This window comes from Demequina aurantiaca, assembly GCF_050598105.1.
GTDB lineage: Bacteria > Actinomycetota > Actinomycetes > Actinomycetales > Demequinaceae > Demequina > Demequina aurantiaca_A.
In genome coordinates this window covers 197,586-212,777 of the sequence record NZ_CP192436.1, presented here as the reverse complement: position 1 = coordinate 212,777, position 15,192 = coordinate 197,586, and the positions used below count along the sequence as shown (strand labels likewise).

Annotated in this window: 12 protein-coding genes; 6 read left to right on the top strand and 6 right to left on the bottom strand. The window is 69.2% G+C overall.

The window, feature by feature from the left end; genetic code table 11:
• The first annotated feature begins 46 nt into the window (after window positions 1-46).
• Entirely contained in the window at window positions 47-469 is a 423-nt protein-coding gene (locus ACQU6B_RS00935; protein ID WP_430868176.1) for a rhodanese-like domain-containing protein, read from the top strand.
• Window positions 470-613: 144 nt separating this feature from the next.
• Here ACQU6B_RS00935 and ACQU6B_RS00930 read toward each other — a convergent pair whose 3' ends face one another.
• Window positions 614-1,333, bottom strand: coding sequence for a hypothetical protein (locus ACQU6B_RS00930; RefSeq protein WP_430868175.1), 720 nt, complete (start codon window positions 1,331-1,333; stop codon window positions 614-616).
• Between the two features lie 293 nt (window positions 1,334-1,626).
• Here ACQU6B_RS00930 and ACQU6B_RS00925 point away from each other — a divergent pair, with 293 nt between their 5' ends.
• The 4 genes from ACQU6B_RS00925 (at window position 1,627) to ACQU6B_RS00910 (ending at window position 8,052) form a co-directional block, all read left to right on the top strand.
• A complete protein-coding gene (locus ACQU6B_RS00925) occupies window positions 1,627-4,863 on the top strand; it encodes a lamin tail domain-containing protein (RefSeq protein ID WP_430868174.1) in 3,237 nt (1,078 codons plus the stop codon).
• Window positions 4,864-5,033: 170 nt separating this feature from the next.
• Window positions 5,034-6,257 (top strand): O-succinylhomoserine sulfhydrylase, encoded by a 1,224-nt coding sequence (gene metZ, locus ACQU6B_RS00920; RefSeq protein ID WP_430868173.1) that lies wholly within the window; start codon window positions 5,034-5,036, stop codon window positions 6,255-6,257.
• 17 nt (window positions 6,258-6,274) lie between these two features.
• Window positions 6,275-6,865 (top strand): hypothetical protein, encoded by a 591-nt coding sequence (locus ACQU6B_RS00915; protein WP_430868172.1) that lies wholly within the window; start codon window positions 6,275-6,277, stop codon window positions 6,863-6,865.
• 83 nt (window positions 6,866-6,948) lie between these two features.
• On the top strand, window positions 6,949-8,052 hold the full coding sequence (locus tag ACQU6B_RS00910; RefSeq protein ID WP_430868171.1) for a PrsW family intramembrane metalloprotease: 1,104 nt from the start codon (window positions 6,949-6,951) through the stop codon (window positions 8,050-8,052).
• Here ACQU6B_RS00910 and ACQU6B_RS00905 read toward each other — a convergent pair.
• The 5 genes from ACQU6B_RS00905 to ACQU6B_RS00885 form a co-directional block, all read right to left on the bottom strand.
• On the bottom strand, window positions 8,049-10,397 hold the full coding sequence (locus tag ACQU6B_RS00905) for a heavy metal translocating P-type ATPase (protein WP_430868170.1): 2,349 nt from the start codon (window positions 10,395-10,397) through the stop codon (window positions 8,049-8,051). The genes ACQU6B_RS00910 and ACQU6B_RS00905 overlap by 4 nt on opposite strands.
• An 8-nt stretch (window positions 10,398-10,405) precedes the next feature.
• Window positions 10,406-10,636: a heavy-metal-associated domain-containing protein gene (locus ACQU6B_RS00900; protein WP_430868169.1), complete on the bottom strand. Its 231-nt coding sequence runs from the start codon at window positions 10,634-10,636 to the stop codon at window positions 10,406-10,408.
• Window positions 10,637-10,689: 53 nt separating this feature from the next.
• Window positions 10,690-12,108 carry a Re/Si-specific NAD(P)(+) transhydrogenase subunit beta gene (gene pntB / locus ACQU6B_RS00895; protein ID WP_430868168.1) on the bottom strand — a complete coding sequence of 473 codons (1,419 nt, stop codon included), beginning with the start codon at window positions 12,106-12,108 and terminating at the stop codon, window positions 10,690-10,692.
• 4 nt (window positions 12,109-12,112) lie between these two features.
• Window positions 12,113-13,672, bottom strand: coding sequence for a Re/Si-specific NAD(P)(+) transhydrogenase subunit alpha (locus ACQU6B_RS00890; protein WP_430868167.1), 1,560 nt, complete (start codon window positions 13,670-13,672; stop codon window positions 12,113-12,115).
• Window positions 13,673-13,927: 255 nt separating this feature from the next.
• Window positions 13,928-14,371 carry a heavy metal-responsive transcriptional regulator gene (locus tag ACQU6B_RS00885; RefSeq protein WP_430868166.1) on the bottom strand — a complete coding sequence of 148 codons (444 nt, stop codon included), beginning with the start codon at window positions 14,369-14,371 and terminating at the stop codon, window positions 13,928-13,930.
• A 103-nt stretch (window positions 14,372-14,474) separates the two neighbouring features.
• On the opposite strand from ACQU6B_RS00885, the gene ACQU6B_RS00880 reads away from it, so the two are divergent.
• Window positions 14,475-15,179 (top strand): aspartate/glutamate racemase family protein, encoded by a 705-nt coding sequence (locus tag ACQU6B_RS00880; RefSeq protein WP_430868165.1) that lies wholly within the window; start codon window positions 14,475-14,477, stop codon window positions 15,177-15,179.
• Window positions 15,180-15,192: the final 13 nt, after the last annotated feature.

The following is a 15,192-nucleotide window of genomic DNA, read 5'->3' as shown; positions in this document are numbered from 1 at the left end:
TGCCCCTAGACTGGAGCGAGCATCGGCCGCCCGAAAGGATCCCAAAGTGAGCAACTACGCCGGAGACATCACGCCCCAGGAGGCGTGGGACATCCTCACCACCAACCCGGACGCGCGCCTCGTGGACGTGCGCACCGATGCGGAGTGGCGCTTCGTGGGCGTTCCCGACACGGCGTCCACCGGCAACGAACCGCTGTTCATCGAGTGGGTCAACTACCCCGAGGGTGAGCGCAACTATCAGTTCGCCGCGCAGCTCAAGGAGCAGGGCATCGAGGCCGGCACCGATGCGCCGATCATCTTCCTGTGCCGCTCGGGCCAGCGCTCAATCGGCGCGGCAGTCGCTGCGACCGATGCCGGAATCGGCCCGGCGTACAACATCCTCGAGGGCTTCGAGGGAGCGACGAATGACGAGGGTCACCGCGGCTGGCAGGGCTGGCGCGCGGCCGGTCTCCCCTGGCGTCAGGGCTAACCCTCACGCCACCTGCGGCGCTATCGCGCGACTGCACGACCTAACGGCGACGCGCCAGAAGCGTTCTACGCGACGCGACCCTCCTGCTCAAGGGGGATTCACGCGTCCGGGCGGCAAAATCGGTTCGCCGCCCGGAACCGGCTTCTAGCCGAGGGGCGTAGTCCACGTACGGGCGTAGGCGCGAGCACTCTCGACCGCCGCGCGGCGTGCCCGCAGCGCATCGGCGTCGGTGACGTCGTGCGTGGTGGTCTCGGCGTCGACCGATGTCGTGAGTCCCTGCAGCGCCTGCAGGCCCTGAACCGCGTTGGCCTTGCTCGCGGCGGATAGTCCGCCCTCGGCCAGCTCGTGAAGCTCGCGGTCGAGTTCCAGAATGCGCGGGCGCGCCGCCTGCCACAACGACGACGCCTCGGCGGCGGTCGGCTTTGACAGGACCTGGGGGATCAGCGAGTCCTCGACCCAGGAGAGCTCGGACTTCGTCTGCGCCAGGCGTCCCTCCCAGGCGTGACGGATGGAACGCTTGCGCAGCAGCACGCCGATGATGACGATCAGGAAGACACCCAGTAGGGCCCAGGGCCACCACACGGTCGTCGACTCATCCGCCGGCTCGCTCTCCGTCTCGGCGGGGGCGGGGTCAGCCGTGACCGTCTCGGCGGGTGCGGGGTCCGCCGTCACCGTCTCCGCCGGGGCGGGGGCCGTGGTCTCCTCGGGGGCGGGAGCGGTCGTCTCCTCCGGCGCCGCGGACCTGCTGATCTCGGGCAAGCGCGAGCCATCGATCTCGGGCAGGTTGCCATTGCAACCCGCGAGGCCCAGCGCCAGAGCGGCACCCACAGTCAAGGTCACGATCGGACGGATGAAAAGTTTCACAGGGTTCCCCTTCGCGGGATCGTTGTTGCGAATGACGCCGAGCCTAGCGGACGGCCCGCAGAGATCCCCTCGTGAGGCCCGCGTGCCGAGCACAAGGGGCGCGCAACGGGTCGACAACTGGCCCTGGCGGACCCGCGGCGAAGGCCTCGCGGACGCCACCGATACACGCACATATAAGCGCCAAACAGGAAGCGTCACCCGATCCTCACCCGGCGTTCATCCGATGTTTGCCCTGGCTCGCTAGGTTCGGTCGCGTCGACCCACCCCACGCTGAGTAACTACAGGAGTAGCGCATGCGCACTGGCCAGAATTCAACGAAATGGTGGGCCACGCTCGTGGTCACCGCCGTCGGAGTGACCCTTGCGGCACCCGCCGCTCAGGCCGCCGAGGCCCCCGCGGCCCCGAGCGTCGAGGACGCCCTCGTGATCAACGAGACCCAGTCCTCCGACCCCAGCGATGGCCCGGACTGGATCGAGCTCACCAACACCTCCGACCAGCCGGTCGACCCCAACGGCGTAGTAGTCCTCGACAACAAGGACACCGACCCCTACACGATCACGGGTAAGGACCCCATCGCCCCAGGCGGGCACCTGCTCCTGAGCAAGGACGCCGACTTTGGGTTCGGCCTGGGCAAGGGCGACTCCGTGCGCCTCTTCAGCGCCAGCACCACAGACTTCTCCGGCACCACCCCCTTCGACGCCACGACCTGGCCCGCCGACACCCACACCGACCCCTCCTGGGGCCGCTGCCCCGACGGCACCGGCGAGTTCGCGATGACCGGAGCCGCCACCCCCGGCGCCACCAACGACTGCTCGGAGCCCACCCCTGAGGTCGTCTTGGTCGAGGACGCCCTCGTGATCAACGAGACCCAGTCCTCCGACCCTAGCGACGCCCCGGACTGGATCGAGCTCACCAACACCTCCGACCAGCCGGTCGACCCCAACGGCGTAGTAGTCCTCGACAACAAGGACACCGACCCCTACACGATCACGGGTAAGGACCCCATCGCCCCAGGCGGGCACCTGCTCCTGAGCAAGGACGCCGACTTTGGGTTCGGCCTGGGCAAGGGCGACTCCGTGCGCCTCTTCAGCGCCAGCACCACAGACTTCTCCGGCACCACCCCCTTCGACGCCACGACCTGGCCCGCCGACACCCACACCGACCCCTCCTGGGGCCGCTGCCCCGACGGCACCGGCGAGTTCGCGATGACCGGAGCCGCCACCCCCGGCGCCACCAACGACTGCGTCGTAACCGAGCCCGAGCCGGGCACCGGCGGCATCATCGTCATCAACGAGGTCGAGTCCAACGGCGACGACACCGACTGGGTCGAGGTCATGAACATCGGCACCGACTCCGCGGACATCTCCGGCTACGTGATGATGGACAACAAGGACCGCGACGCGTACACGCTGCCCCAGGGCAGCATCGTTCCCGCCGGCAGCGTGTTCGTCATCGACCAGGAGACCACCGCATCGGCCGGCTTCACGTTCGGCCTGGGCGACCCCGACGAGGTGCGCCTGTTCGCCGCCGACGGCACCAGCCCCGTCGCGAACTTCGCCTACGACAGCCACGCCGCCGTCACCTGGGCACGCTGCCCCAACGGCACCGGAGACTTCGTCGACTCGAGCGTCTCCACCAAGGGCGAGCTCAACGACTGCTCCACCCCCATCCGCATCAACGAGATCGAGTCCAGCGACGCCAACGACGGTGCGGACTGGATCGAGCTGATCAACATCAGCGACGCCCCCGTGGACATCACGGGCCTCATCCTGAGCGACAACAAGGATGAAGACGTATTCTCCATCCCCGCGACCCCGGCGCTCGCCGCGGGCGCCATCGTCGTGTTCGAGCGCACCGACGACTCGGCCACGGGCTTCGACTACGGCCTGGGCGGCGGCGACAACGTGCGCCTGTTCGAGTCCGACGGGGTCACGCTGATCGACTCCTACGAATGGAACGAGCACGCCGCGACCACGTTCGGCCGATGCCCCGACGGCACCGGCGAGTTCGTCGCCACCGCGCAGCCCACCCCCGGGGCGGCCAACATCTGCGCGGGCATCGTGAACGCGCAGGCCTGGCCCGGCGGCGCCGACGTCTCGACCGTTGACGCGATGGACACCTACGCCGGCGACATGAGCGGCATCGACTACGACGCATCGACCGGCTCGCTGTGGGCGGTGCAGAACGGCGACGGTCTGCTCTACCGGATCGTTCAGGACGGCTCAGGAAACTGGGTCCCCGACGCCACCGATGGTTGGGCCGACGGCAAGACGCTGCGTTACCCCGGCGGCACCGGAACTGTCGACGCCGAGGGCGTCACTGTCACCGGAGCCGGCGCCTCCGCTGGCGTGTACGTCTCCTCGGAGCGCAACAACGACTCCAGCAGCACCAGCCGACCCTCGGTGCTGAAGTACGACGTCAGCGGCTCGGGGACCACCCTCACCGCATCGACCGAATGGAACCTCGCGGCCGACTTCCCCGGAATCGGCGCGAACGCGGGCATGGAGGGCATCACCTACATCCCCGACTCGTGGCTCACCGCGCGGGGCTTCCTCGACCAGAACACGTCCACCGCGTACTCCCCGGCGGACTACGCGGGCCACGGCGACGGCCTCTTCTTTGTGAGCATCGAGGGCACGGCGGGCGTGTACGCCTACGCACTCATGACCGGCGGCGCGTTCGAGCGCGTGGCCGAGCTGGACCTGTCCTCGCTGAGCTTCAGCAACGTGGCGGACGTGCAGTTCGACGCGGACCGCGACCTGCTCTGGGTGGTCTGCGATGACGCCTGCGACGGGCGCATCGCGACGTTCGAGCTCTCCGGTGAGGGAGACAGCGCGGGCGTATTCACCGCATCGGCGCTCTACGAGCGTCCCGCGGGCATGGCGAACGTCGCGAACGAGGGCTTCGCCATCGCCGATGCGGCGACCTGCACCGACGGGTCCGTCGCCACGTTCTACGTTGACGACGCCAACACCGACGGCTTCTCGATCCGCACCGGCACTCTCGATTGTGCGGGCGGCACGGACGGTGGCACTGATGGCGGCGACTCGGGCTCCGGCGACGGCGGCGACGCCGGCGCAGGCGAGGGCGACGGCGGCGAGGCGACCGGCCCCGGTCAGTCGCTCGAATGCGTCGTGACCGCTCCGGCATCCGCGACGCCGGGCCAGGCCATCGCGGTCACGGTGGACCCGGACTGCTCGGGTTCGACGGTGTCCGTGTACATGTTCTCGGAGCCCACGTTCGTCGGCACGTTCGCCGTCCCGGCCAACGGTGTGGTGTCGTTCACGGTGCCCGCGTCACTGCCTGCCGGTACGCACACCATCGTGCTGCAGCTCGCCGACGGCACCGTAGTGGGTTCGACGACCATCACCCTGACCGAGGTGGCGCCCGCGGGCGACACGGTGACGGTAGCGACGGGAGAACTGTCAGACACGGGCGCCCCCGTCGACGGCACCATCCTGCTCACAGTGATGCTGCTGCTCTCCGGCGCGGCGCTGGTGCTGGCGCGTCGCAAGGCCGCCAGCGTCTAACCCTCACCACAACCCTCTGCCTACGTCCGCACCGTAAATCGCATCCGGCCCGCTCCTGAGGAGCACGGCCGAAACAGAAACACTGCGATTCACGGTGCGGACGTGGTGGGGTTGGGCGGCGGCGCCGAGCGCTCCCCCGCAGGCACGGCCCTCGCGGCTACTCTTGGGGCATGACCAATGAAGATGCCGCTCGCTCGTACGGACCCGACACGCTCGCCCTCCACACGGGCATTCACCGCTCCGAGGCCAACGAGATGTCCGAGGGCCTGTACCTCACGCAGGGCTACGCCTACGACTCCGCTGAGCAGGCCGCCGCAGCCTTCGCCGGCGACATCGACGTCTACATGTACTCGCGTTACGCCAACCCCACGGTCACGGCCTTCCAGGAGCGGCTCGCCGCGATCGAGGGCGCCCCCGCGTGCTTCGCGACCTCGACCGGCATGGCCGCCGTGTTCGTGTCCCTGGCGTCGGTGCTCAAGCAGGGTGACCGCCTGGTGGCGGGACGCGCGCTGTTCGGCTCCAGCATCCAGGTGTTCACCAACTACTTCGAGAACTGGGGCATCACCGTCGACTACGTCGACGCCCACGACAATGACGACTGGGCGCGCGCGCTCGCGACTCCCGCCAAGGTGGTCTTCGTCGAGTCCCCCTCCAACCCCATGCAGGACGTCGTCGACATCTCCGCCGTCGCCGTCCTCGCCAAGGCCGCCGGGGCCCTCTTCGTGGTCGACAACGTTTTCGCCACCGCCATAGGCCAGAAGCCACTCGAGCTGGGCGCCGATGCGGTGGTCTACTCCGCGACCAAGCACATCGACGGCCAGGGCCGGGTGCTGGGCGGCGCCATCCTGGGCTCGGACGAGTACGTCAACGGCCCCGTCAAGCAGATGATCCGGCAGATGGGCGCGACCATGTCGCCGTTCAATGCGTGGGTCCTGCTGAAGTCCCTCGAGACCCTCAGCGTGCGCGTGAAGGCGCAGAGCGCATCGGCCGCGGATCTGGCCGCGTGGCTGGACACCCACCCCAAGGTGGCCGTGGCGCGCTACCCGCTGCTGCCGTCGCACCCGCAGTACGAGCTGGCTAGGTCGCAGATGACGCTGGGCGGCACCCTCGTCACGATCGACGTCGCCCTGCCCGAGGGCACCGACCCGGCCGGTCCCGAGGCACGCGCCGCGGCCTTCCGGTTCATGAACGCGCTCGACCTGTTCGAGGTGTCGAACAACCTGGGCGACGCGAAGTCGATCTCCACTCACCCGGCGACCACCACTCACAACAAGCTCACGCCGGCCGCGCGCGCCGCGGTCGGCATGTCCGAGGCCACCGTCCGCCTCAGCGTCGGCCTCGAGGAGCTCGAGGACCTTCGCGCTGACCTCGAGCGCGCCCTCGCGACGGTCTGAGCAGCGACAGGATTCCCATGGCGGCCGCCCACCAACGACGAAGCGCCGTCCCGTTGTCGGTCGCGCTGCTGAATAAGCAGTCGATAGGTGGCGCCGCCGCGATCCTGCTGTGCGCCCTCTTCTTCATCGTCGTGGTTCCGGCCATCAACGACTCCGTGCAGGGCGAGGACCTGACGGTCGGCACTTCGCTCGCGGTGGGAGAGGACCTCTCGGTCAACCCTCCACCCGGGTGGGTGCTGGACGAGGACCCCACTGCCGACTCCACCATCCTCATCAACAGCGGCGCGCAGATGGTCATCACCCCCGCCACCGACGCGTTCACGACCGTCGCGGACCAGATCACCACGATGGCGACCTCCCTCGCGGATGACCCGGACAACTCATGGGTGGTGACCCCTCCCACCACCTTCGTCACCACCGCGGGAGACCCGGGCGCCACCGTCACCGCGCAGTCCAAGGAGTCGGCCACGCAGATCTGGATCGTCTCCAACGGCGATCTCCAGACCACCCTGGTCCTCTCTTCCCCCCTCGCCGTGTGGGACGGCGTCGTCGACAGCGCCAACGCGATCGCGGCCTCGGTGAACTTCAACGGCGGGCAGCTCCCGTGAGCCGGCGCTCCCGGAGGGCCACGCCGCCACCTCCCACGATCCGGCGCTCGCCGCGCACGAGGTCCTTCGCCGACACCCATTCGATGGTGTTCTGGGTCTTTGTCCTGCTGTCCGGGTACGGCCTGATCCAGATCCAGCCGCTGCTGATGCGCGGTCTCCAGACGTACCCCGCCGCGGGCATGCTCGCGGCGATCCTGTGGGCCCTCTACGTGCTGACCTTCGCAGTGCTGGTCTACCGCCTGGAACTCTTCGAGCGACGCTCCGCCGTCACCGTGGTCGGCGCACTGGTGTGGGGCGCCGTGGTGTGCGCCGGCATCGGCGTGGTGGCGGCCCCCGCCATGCACGGCATCGTCGCGTCATGGCTTGGCGAGGGGTCGGCGTGGATCACGGCGGTGTCCGCGCCGCTGATCGAGGAGCCGATCAAGCTGCTGGGAGTGGTGGCCCTGGCGCTCATCCCCGGGGCACGCGTGCGCAGCGCGGCCGACGGCCTGTTCTACGGCGCGATCATCGGCCTCGGCTTCATGGTGGTAGAGAACTACCTGTACACGATGCAGGCGGCCACGGCATCGGACGGCAACTTCGACACGGTGTTCCAGCTGGTGATCCTGCGCGGGATTGTCACGGGGCTGTGGAGCCACGCGACGCTCACCGCCATAGCCGGCGCGGGGGTGGGGTACTTCTTCAACTCCACCAAGTCGCGCGGCATTCGCTGGGGGGTGATGCTCGGCGGCCTGGGCGTCGCGATGCTGCTCCACGCCTTCTTCGACTCGCCCCTGCTCGACACCAACGTCTACGCCGCGACCATCGTCAAGGGCATCCCGGTGTTCATCCTGCTGCTGCTCGTGCTGCGGATAGTCCACACCCGCGAGCGCGAGATCCTGGCCCACATCGCGCGCGAGACCGTCCCGGATCACCTGGTCAGCCCGCTCGACTTCGCGCTGCTGTCCAACCGCAGCGTCAGGCGCAACGTGCGCACCTCGGCTCGCAAGAGCCTGGGGCTGGCCGGCGCCTACTCGATGCGCCAGCTGCAGCAAGCCCAACTCGCGCTGCTCAGCGCCGCCCACGAGGACGGCATGGATTCGGATCGCGCGGACGATGCGACGGCCCTGGTCCTCGCGTCGCAGGCCGCGTTGGCACAGTTGCGTGCGGACGCGGCCGGCGACCCGCTCGAGAACGCCGCGCCCTAGCCCCGGTAGCCGGAGAAGCCGCGCAACCGCAGCGAGTTGCCCACCACGAACAGGCTCGACCCGCCCATGGCCGCGGCCGCGATCATCGGGTTGAGGATGCCGAAGGCGGCCAGCGGAATCGCCGCCGCGTTGTAGGCGAAGGCCCAGAACAGGTTGCCCCGAATGGTGCCGAGCGTGCGGCGCGAGAGCGCGATCGCGTCCGCGGCGGCCAGCAGGTCGCCGGAGACGATGGTGAGGTCCGAGGCCTCGCGCGCCACGTCGGTGCCGGTACCCACCGCGATTCCGAGGTCGGCCTGCGCGAGCGCGGGGGCGTCGTTGATGCCGTCGCCCACCATCGCGACGCGCTTACCGTCCGCCTGGAGCCTCTTGATGACGTCCGCCTTATCCCCGGGCAGGACCTGGGCGATCACCTCGTCGATGCCGACCTGAGCGGCGACTGCGCGTGCGGCCCGCTCGTTGTCGCCGGTGAGCAACACGACGTCGAGTCCCAGCTCGCGGAACGCCGCAATCGCGTCTCGCGACGTGGGCTTCACGGTGTCACTCACCGCGATGACGGCCTCCGCCGCCACCCCCACTGAGATCTCCACGAGGGAGGCGCCCTGGCCGGATCGCACCGGGGAGCGGCCCGCGAAGACGGCGGTGCGACCCGCTGCCTCCAGAGCGACGGCCGCCTCCTCGAGCTCGCTGTCGATGGAGTCGAACAGGCTGCGCGAGCCCACCCTGACGTCGGACGGGGCCCTGTCCGCGCACTCGTTGCCCATGCCGGTGGACTCCTTCGATCCCGCCACCGTGACGCTCACGCCTTGGCCAGCCATGCTCCGGAAGTTCTTCACCGGACGATGCGCGGCGGTGAGGGCCGCGATAGCTACCCCGACCGGGTGCTCCGAGCGCTTCTCGGCGGAGGCGACGGCCTCGATGAGGAACCGCCGAGCCTCGTCGTCGAATCCCGGTGCCACTACCTCGACGACCGACATCTTGCCCTCGGTCACGGTGCCGGTCTTGTCGAGCACGATGGTGCTGACGGAGCGGGTGTCCTCGAGCGCCTCGGGCCCTCGCACCAGCACGCCCAGTTGGGCGCCGCGGCCGGTGCCCACCATGATGGCGAGCGGTGTGGCGAGCCCCAGCGCGCAGGGGCAGCTGATGATGAGGACGGCGACGGCCGCGGTGAACGCCGCGTTGACGTCTCCGGTGATCGCGATCCACAGGAACAGGGTCACCAGCGCGATCGCGAGTACTACCGGCACAAAGATGCGCGAGATTCGGTCCGCGAGGCGCTGCACGCGCGCCCGACCGTTCTGCGCGTCGTCGACCATCTGGGCAATCTGGGCGAGCATGGTCTCGCTGCCCACCTTGGTCGCCTCGACGGTCAGGGCGCCGTCCGTCGCGACGGTTCCGCCGACCACCTCGGCACCTACCTCGACGCGCACGGGCACGGACTCGCCGGTCACGAGGCTGGCATCGACCGATGCCCCGCCCTCGACGACGGTGCCGTCGGTGGCGATGGTCTCGCCCGGTCGCGTCACGAACCGCATGCCGACCTCGAGTTCCTCGCGCGAGATCTCGGTCCCGTCCTCGAGGCGCGCTGTCGCGGACTGGCGCGAGCTGAGGGCGCGGATCGCGTCCCCGGCGCGCAGGGTGGAGCGGGTCTCGAGCCACTTGCCGAGCAGGATCAGCGAGATGATCACGCCCGCGGTCTCGTAGTACACATGGCCGCCCTCGAGCGCGGCGATGCCGGCGGCCCCGCCGAGCAGGACAACGGTGGACCAGACCCACGCGGCGCCCGTTCCCATCGTGACCAGGGTGTCCATGTTGGTGGCGCCGTGGCGCGCGCTCATGGCCGCGCTGCGATGGAACGGCCACGCGGAGTAGAACATGACGGGGGTCGCCAGCGCGAAGGCCGCCCACTCCCACCCGGCGAACTGCCACGCGGGGATCATCGAGATCAGCAGCAGCGGCACGCTGAGAGTCACGGCGACGATCAGCCTGCGCTTGTAGTCCGCGATGCGCGCGGCATCGGCGTTCATGTGCGCGGCGTGCTCGTCGCCCATCAAGTCGTGGTGCTTGCCGTCGGCGCCGTCGTGTTCACCGGACGCGGCGGCAGGAGTGAGGACCTGGTAGCCGAGCGACTCGATGGTCGCGCGCATCGACTCTTCGAGCGCGGCGCGGTCCATCGAGCCGTCGGCTTTGACCGTGGCCCGCCTGGTCGCGTAGTTCACGGTCGCGTCGGTGGTGCCGGGCAGCTTGGCGAGCCCGCCCTGAATGCTGGCGGCGCAACTCGAGCAGGTCATCCCGTCGACTGACAGGTTGATCGCGACGGCCTCGTGGGTGTCAGGTGCGGTTGCCACGGCGGACCCTAACTCGCGACGGTGTAGCCGGAGGCGGTGACGGCGTCGTCGATCGAGAACTCGAGGTCGTCGGTCGCGACGGTGCCGTCCGGGTGCACCTGCACTCGGCCGCTCGCGACGTCGATGTCCGCGGACGCGACGCCCGGGGTTTGGACGAGCGCGGTGCGCACGGTGTTCGCGCATCCCTCGCAGGTCATCCCGGTGACGCTGATGGTGATCGTGTTCGCTGATGTAGTCATGACACCAACATAAACCTTACAGCGCGCTGGAATGTCAAGCCCGGCCTGGGAAGTCAGGCGCGCGCCGCCAGCTTGTCGCCCGTCTTGGCGGGCATGGCCCCCAGGATCGCCTCGACCTGGGTCTTCGCGTCGCCGAACAGCATCGAGGTGTTGTCCTTGAAGAACAGCGGGTTCTGGACGCCCGCGTAGCCCGTGGCCATGGAGCGCTTGAACACCACCACCTGCGACGCCTTCCACACCTCGAGCACCGGCATGCCCGCGATGGGCGAGTTCGGGTCGTCCAGGGCGGCCGGGTTCACGGTGTCGTTGGCGCCGATCACCAGCACCACGTCGGTGTCCTTGAAGTCCGGGTTGACCTCGTCGAGCTCGAGCACCAGGTCGTAGGGCACCTTGGCCTCGGCGAGCAGCACGTTCATGTGGCCCGGGAGTCGGCCGGCCACGGGGTGCACGGCGAACCTGACCACCACGCCGTTGGCTCGCAGTCGCTCCACGAGTTCGGCCACGGGGTACTGGGCCTTGGCGACGGCCATGCCGTAGCCGGGGGCGATGACGACGGATCGCGCACCCATCAGCATCTCGACCGTGTCGGAGACGGAGGTCTCCGTGTGTTCGCCCTCGACAGCATCGGCCGCTGGGGCGTCGCCGCCCCCGCCAAAGCCGCCCAGGATGACGGACAGGAACTTGCGGTTCATGGCCTTGCACATGACGTAGGAAAGGAACGCGCCGGACGAGCCCACGAGCGCGCCCACCACAATCAGCAGGTTGTTGCCGAGCATGAATCCGGCGGCGGCCGCGGCCCAGCCGGAGTACGAGTTGAGCATCGAGATTACTACCGGCATGTCGCCGCCGCCGATCGCGGCGACCAGGTGCACGCCCACCGCGAGCGCGATGACGGTCATGATGAGCAGCGGCACGATCGAGGCGGTGCTCAGGAACCACACCAGCATTCCCGCCGATGCGGCCAGGGCGCCCAGGTTCAGAGCGTGGCGGCCGGGCAGCATGAGCGGGCTCGACTTCACGCGCGCCGACAGCTTGAGGTACGCCACGATCGAGCCGGTCAGCGTGATGGCGCCGATGAAGACGCCCAGGAACACCTCGGTGAGGTGCATCGCGTCGCGGCCCTCGGTGAGGAACGAGTTGAAGCCGATCAGCACCGCGGCGGCGCCCACAAAGCTGTGGAGCACCGCGATGAGCTCGGGCATCTGCGTCATCTCTACAGAGCGCGCGCGATGGGTGCCGACGACCGCGCCGATGAGCAGCACGCCCACGATCAGCGCGAGCGTCACCCCCGCATTGCGCTCGGAGCGCTCCAAGGCCAGGGCGATGGTCGCGCCGATGGCCACCACCATGCCGACCATGCCGAGGAGGTTGCCGCGCCTGGCGGTGGCCTGCTTGGACAGGCCCGCGAGGGATAGCACGAATAGGACGGCGGCGGCGAGGTAGGCCACCTGTGCGACAGAGACGATGGTCATGTCGTCAGGCCCCCTTCTGGAACATGCCGAGCATGCGGTACGTGACGAGGAACCCGCCGAAGACGTTGATGCTGGCGAGTGCGGCCGCGACGAAAGCGAGCGACGTCACGACCATGCTGGACGAGCCCAGCTGCAGCAGGGCGCCAATCAGGATGATGCCGGAGATCGCGTTGGTCTGGCTCATGAGCGGGGTGTGCAGCGAGTGGCTCACGTTGGAGACCACGTAGTAGCCGATGAACACCGCGAGGACGAATACCGTGAAGGCCGCGAGAAACACCGGAGAGGAGAACGCGAGCGCGACGCCAAGGGCGACCGCGCCGATGCCCGCCAGCCACGCGGTGCGACGCTTCTTGGCGACGGCCGCCGCCTGCGCATCGGCCTCGCGCTGCGCCAGGACGGCTGGGTCGACCGCGGGGGCCGCCGCGGCCGGAGCCGCCGCCGATACCTGGATGGCGGGAGGTGGCCACAACACGTCGCCGTCGTGGGTCAGCGTCATCCCGCGCAGCACCTGGTCGTCCAGGTTGAGGACGGCCTGGCCGTCCTTGCCGGGGGTGAGCAGCTTCATGAGGTTGACGATGTTCGTGCCGAAGAGCTGCGAGGTGTGACGGGGCATGCGGCTGGGCAGGTTGGTCCAGCCCAGGATGATCACGCCGTTGTCGGTGACGACGCGCTCGCCCGGGACGGTCAGTTCGCAGTTGCCGCCGCCCGATGCGGCGAGGTCGACGATGACGGAGCCTGGCTTCATGGCCGCGACCATGCCGGCGGTGATGGTGGTGGGGGCGCTGCCGCGCACCAGCGCCGTGGTGATGACGATGTCCGCGCCCGCGGACTCCTGCGCGTAGAGCTCCTGCGTGAGGCGCTCCTGGTCCTCGGTCAGCGCGCTCGCGTAGCCGTCGGCGGATACCTCCTGCTGAGCGGCCTCCGCCTGGACGAACACGGCGCCCATGGACTCGATTTGTTCGCCGGCCTCGGGCCGGACGTCGAACGCACGCACCCTGGCACCCAGCGACACCGCGCCGCCGATGGCCGCGAGGCCCGCGACGCCGCCGCCGATGACAAACACCGTGGCGGGATCGGTCTTGCCCGCGGCGGTGACCTGGCCCGCGAACATCGCGCCGTAGTTCTCCGCGGCCTCGATGACGGACCGGTAGCCCGCCACATTGGACATCGTGGACAGCACGTCCAGGGACTGGGCTCGCGAGATTCGCGGGACCGCGTCGAGCGCGAGCGAGGTGACCCCCGCGCGCTGCAGGCTGGCGATGAGTTCCGGGCTCGAGTGCGGCGCCATGGTCGAGACGACGACGGTGCCGGGGCCGATGCCCGCCAGTTGCGTCTGGGTGGGGGCGTGAACCGAGGTGACGATGTCGCCGTCCCAGGCAGACTCCGTCGCCACGATGCTCGCGCCCGCGGCCACGTACTCGGCGTCGGGGATGCTGGCGGCCTCGCCGGCGCCGGCCTCGATCGCGACCTCGTAGCCGAGCTTGACTAGCTGCTCGACCGTGCGCGGGGTCGCGGCGACGAGCCGCTCACCGTCGCGGGTCTCACGGGGGACTGAGATCCTCATGCTTGACGCACACCCTTTAAATTACGGTCTGGATAGGTCACGGGCCGCGCGCTACGCTGCGTGCTCTCGCACCTGTCGGCCCTCTGTTCCGAGCGTAGCCGCCCGGGACGCCCTGTTCGACAGGACTATGGTCCCCCGGATGGGCAGCTACAAGGGGTCTGCGCACCCGTCTCCCCGGCCACCATCACCGGTCGCAAAGGGGCCCGCGCTACTCGTGCGCGAGGCGCTGCCCTCTGTCCACGGGAGCGCCCGCCCCTACGAAACGGCCGAGGCAATCTCGGCCGGCACGCCGTCAGTCAGCGCGCCGCTGGTCAATACCTGGCACGCGTTCGGGTCGGTGCAGTCGGCCGGATTCATGCTCCCGGCGCGACGCGACAGCGCCGTCAACTCGCCCTTGGCCGCGAGCAGGCTCGCGATCTGCGCATCAATATCGGTAAGGTGGCGATTGACGAGCGCGCGCGTGTGCTGGCACGTGGACTCGCCGTCGTCCTTCATCCTGAGAATCTGGCCGGCCTCCGCGAGAGTCAGCCCGGACGCCTGGGCATCCCGGATGAACCGCAGGCGGTCGAGCGCGGCGTCCGAGTAGTCCCGATAGCCGGAGGCCGTGCGCTCCGGCGCGAGCATCAGCCCGATGCTCTCGTAATACCTCACCGTCTTAGCCGTCACGTTGCCTGCGTCTGCGAGTTCACCGATTCTCATGCGCTCAGCCTACGCGCCATCCTTCCATTGCGCTAGAAGGTTGTCGCTCGGGGTGCCACCCCAGCCCGCGGTGGCCCCCGACCATCCAGCTAGGGTAAAAAGCATGCGCACCTCACCCCGTCGACTCGGCCTCCTGGGAGGCATCACCTGGCACAGCTCCATCGAGATGGAGCGCGCGCTCAACGACGGCGTCAACGCCGCGCTTGGCGGCAGCAGCTCGGCAGACCTGCTGGTCCGCTCGTACAACTTCCAGCACATCGCCGATGCGCAGTCCGCCGGCGACTGGGAGGGGCTTGGCCGGCAGTTCGCCGCCGATGCGGTGGCGCTACAGGCCGCCGGCGCCGAGGCGATCATGATCTGCGCCAACACCATGCATAAGGTAGCGCCGGCCGTCGAGGCCGCGATCGACGTGCCGCTGATTCACATGCTCGACGCCACCGCCGACGCGATCCTGGCCGCCGGGCTGAACACCGTCGCGCTGCTGGGCACCGGCTACACGATGCGCGACCCGTTCTATCGCGACCACATGGCCGCCCGCGGCATCACGACCATCGCGCCCGCGGAGCCAGCGTTGAGCGAATTGCACGAGTTGATCTACGGCTCGCTGGCCAAGGGCGTCGTCCCGCCCGGAGCCCGCGAGCAAGTGCTGGAAATCTTCGCGCCGCTGTTCGACCAGGGTGCGCAGGGCATGATCTCGGGGTGCACCGAGATCCCCATGGTCGTCACGCAGGGCGACCTCGAGGTGCCCTACTTCGACTCGGCGCAGTTGCACGTGGAGGCCGCGCTCAGGTTCTCCCTGGCGGACTAGCCCCGGCCGCGAC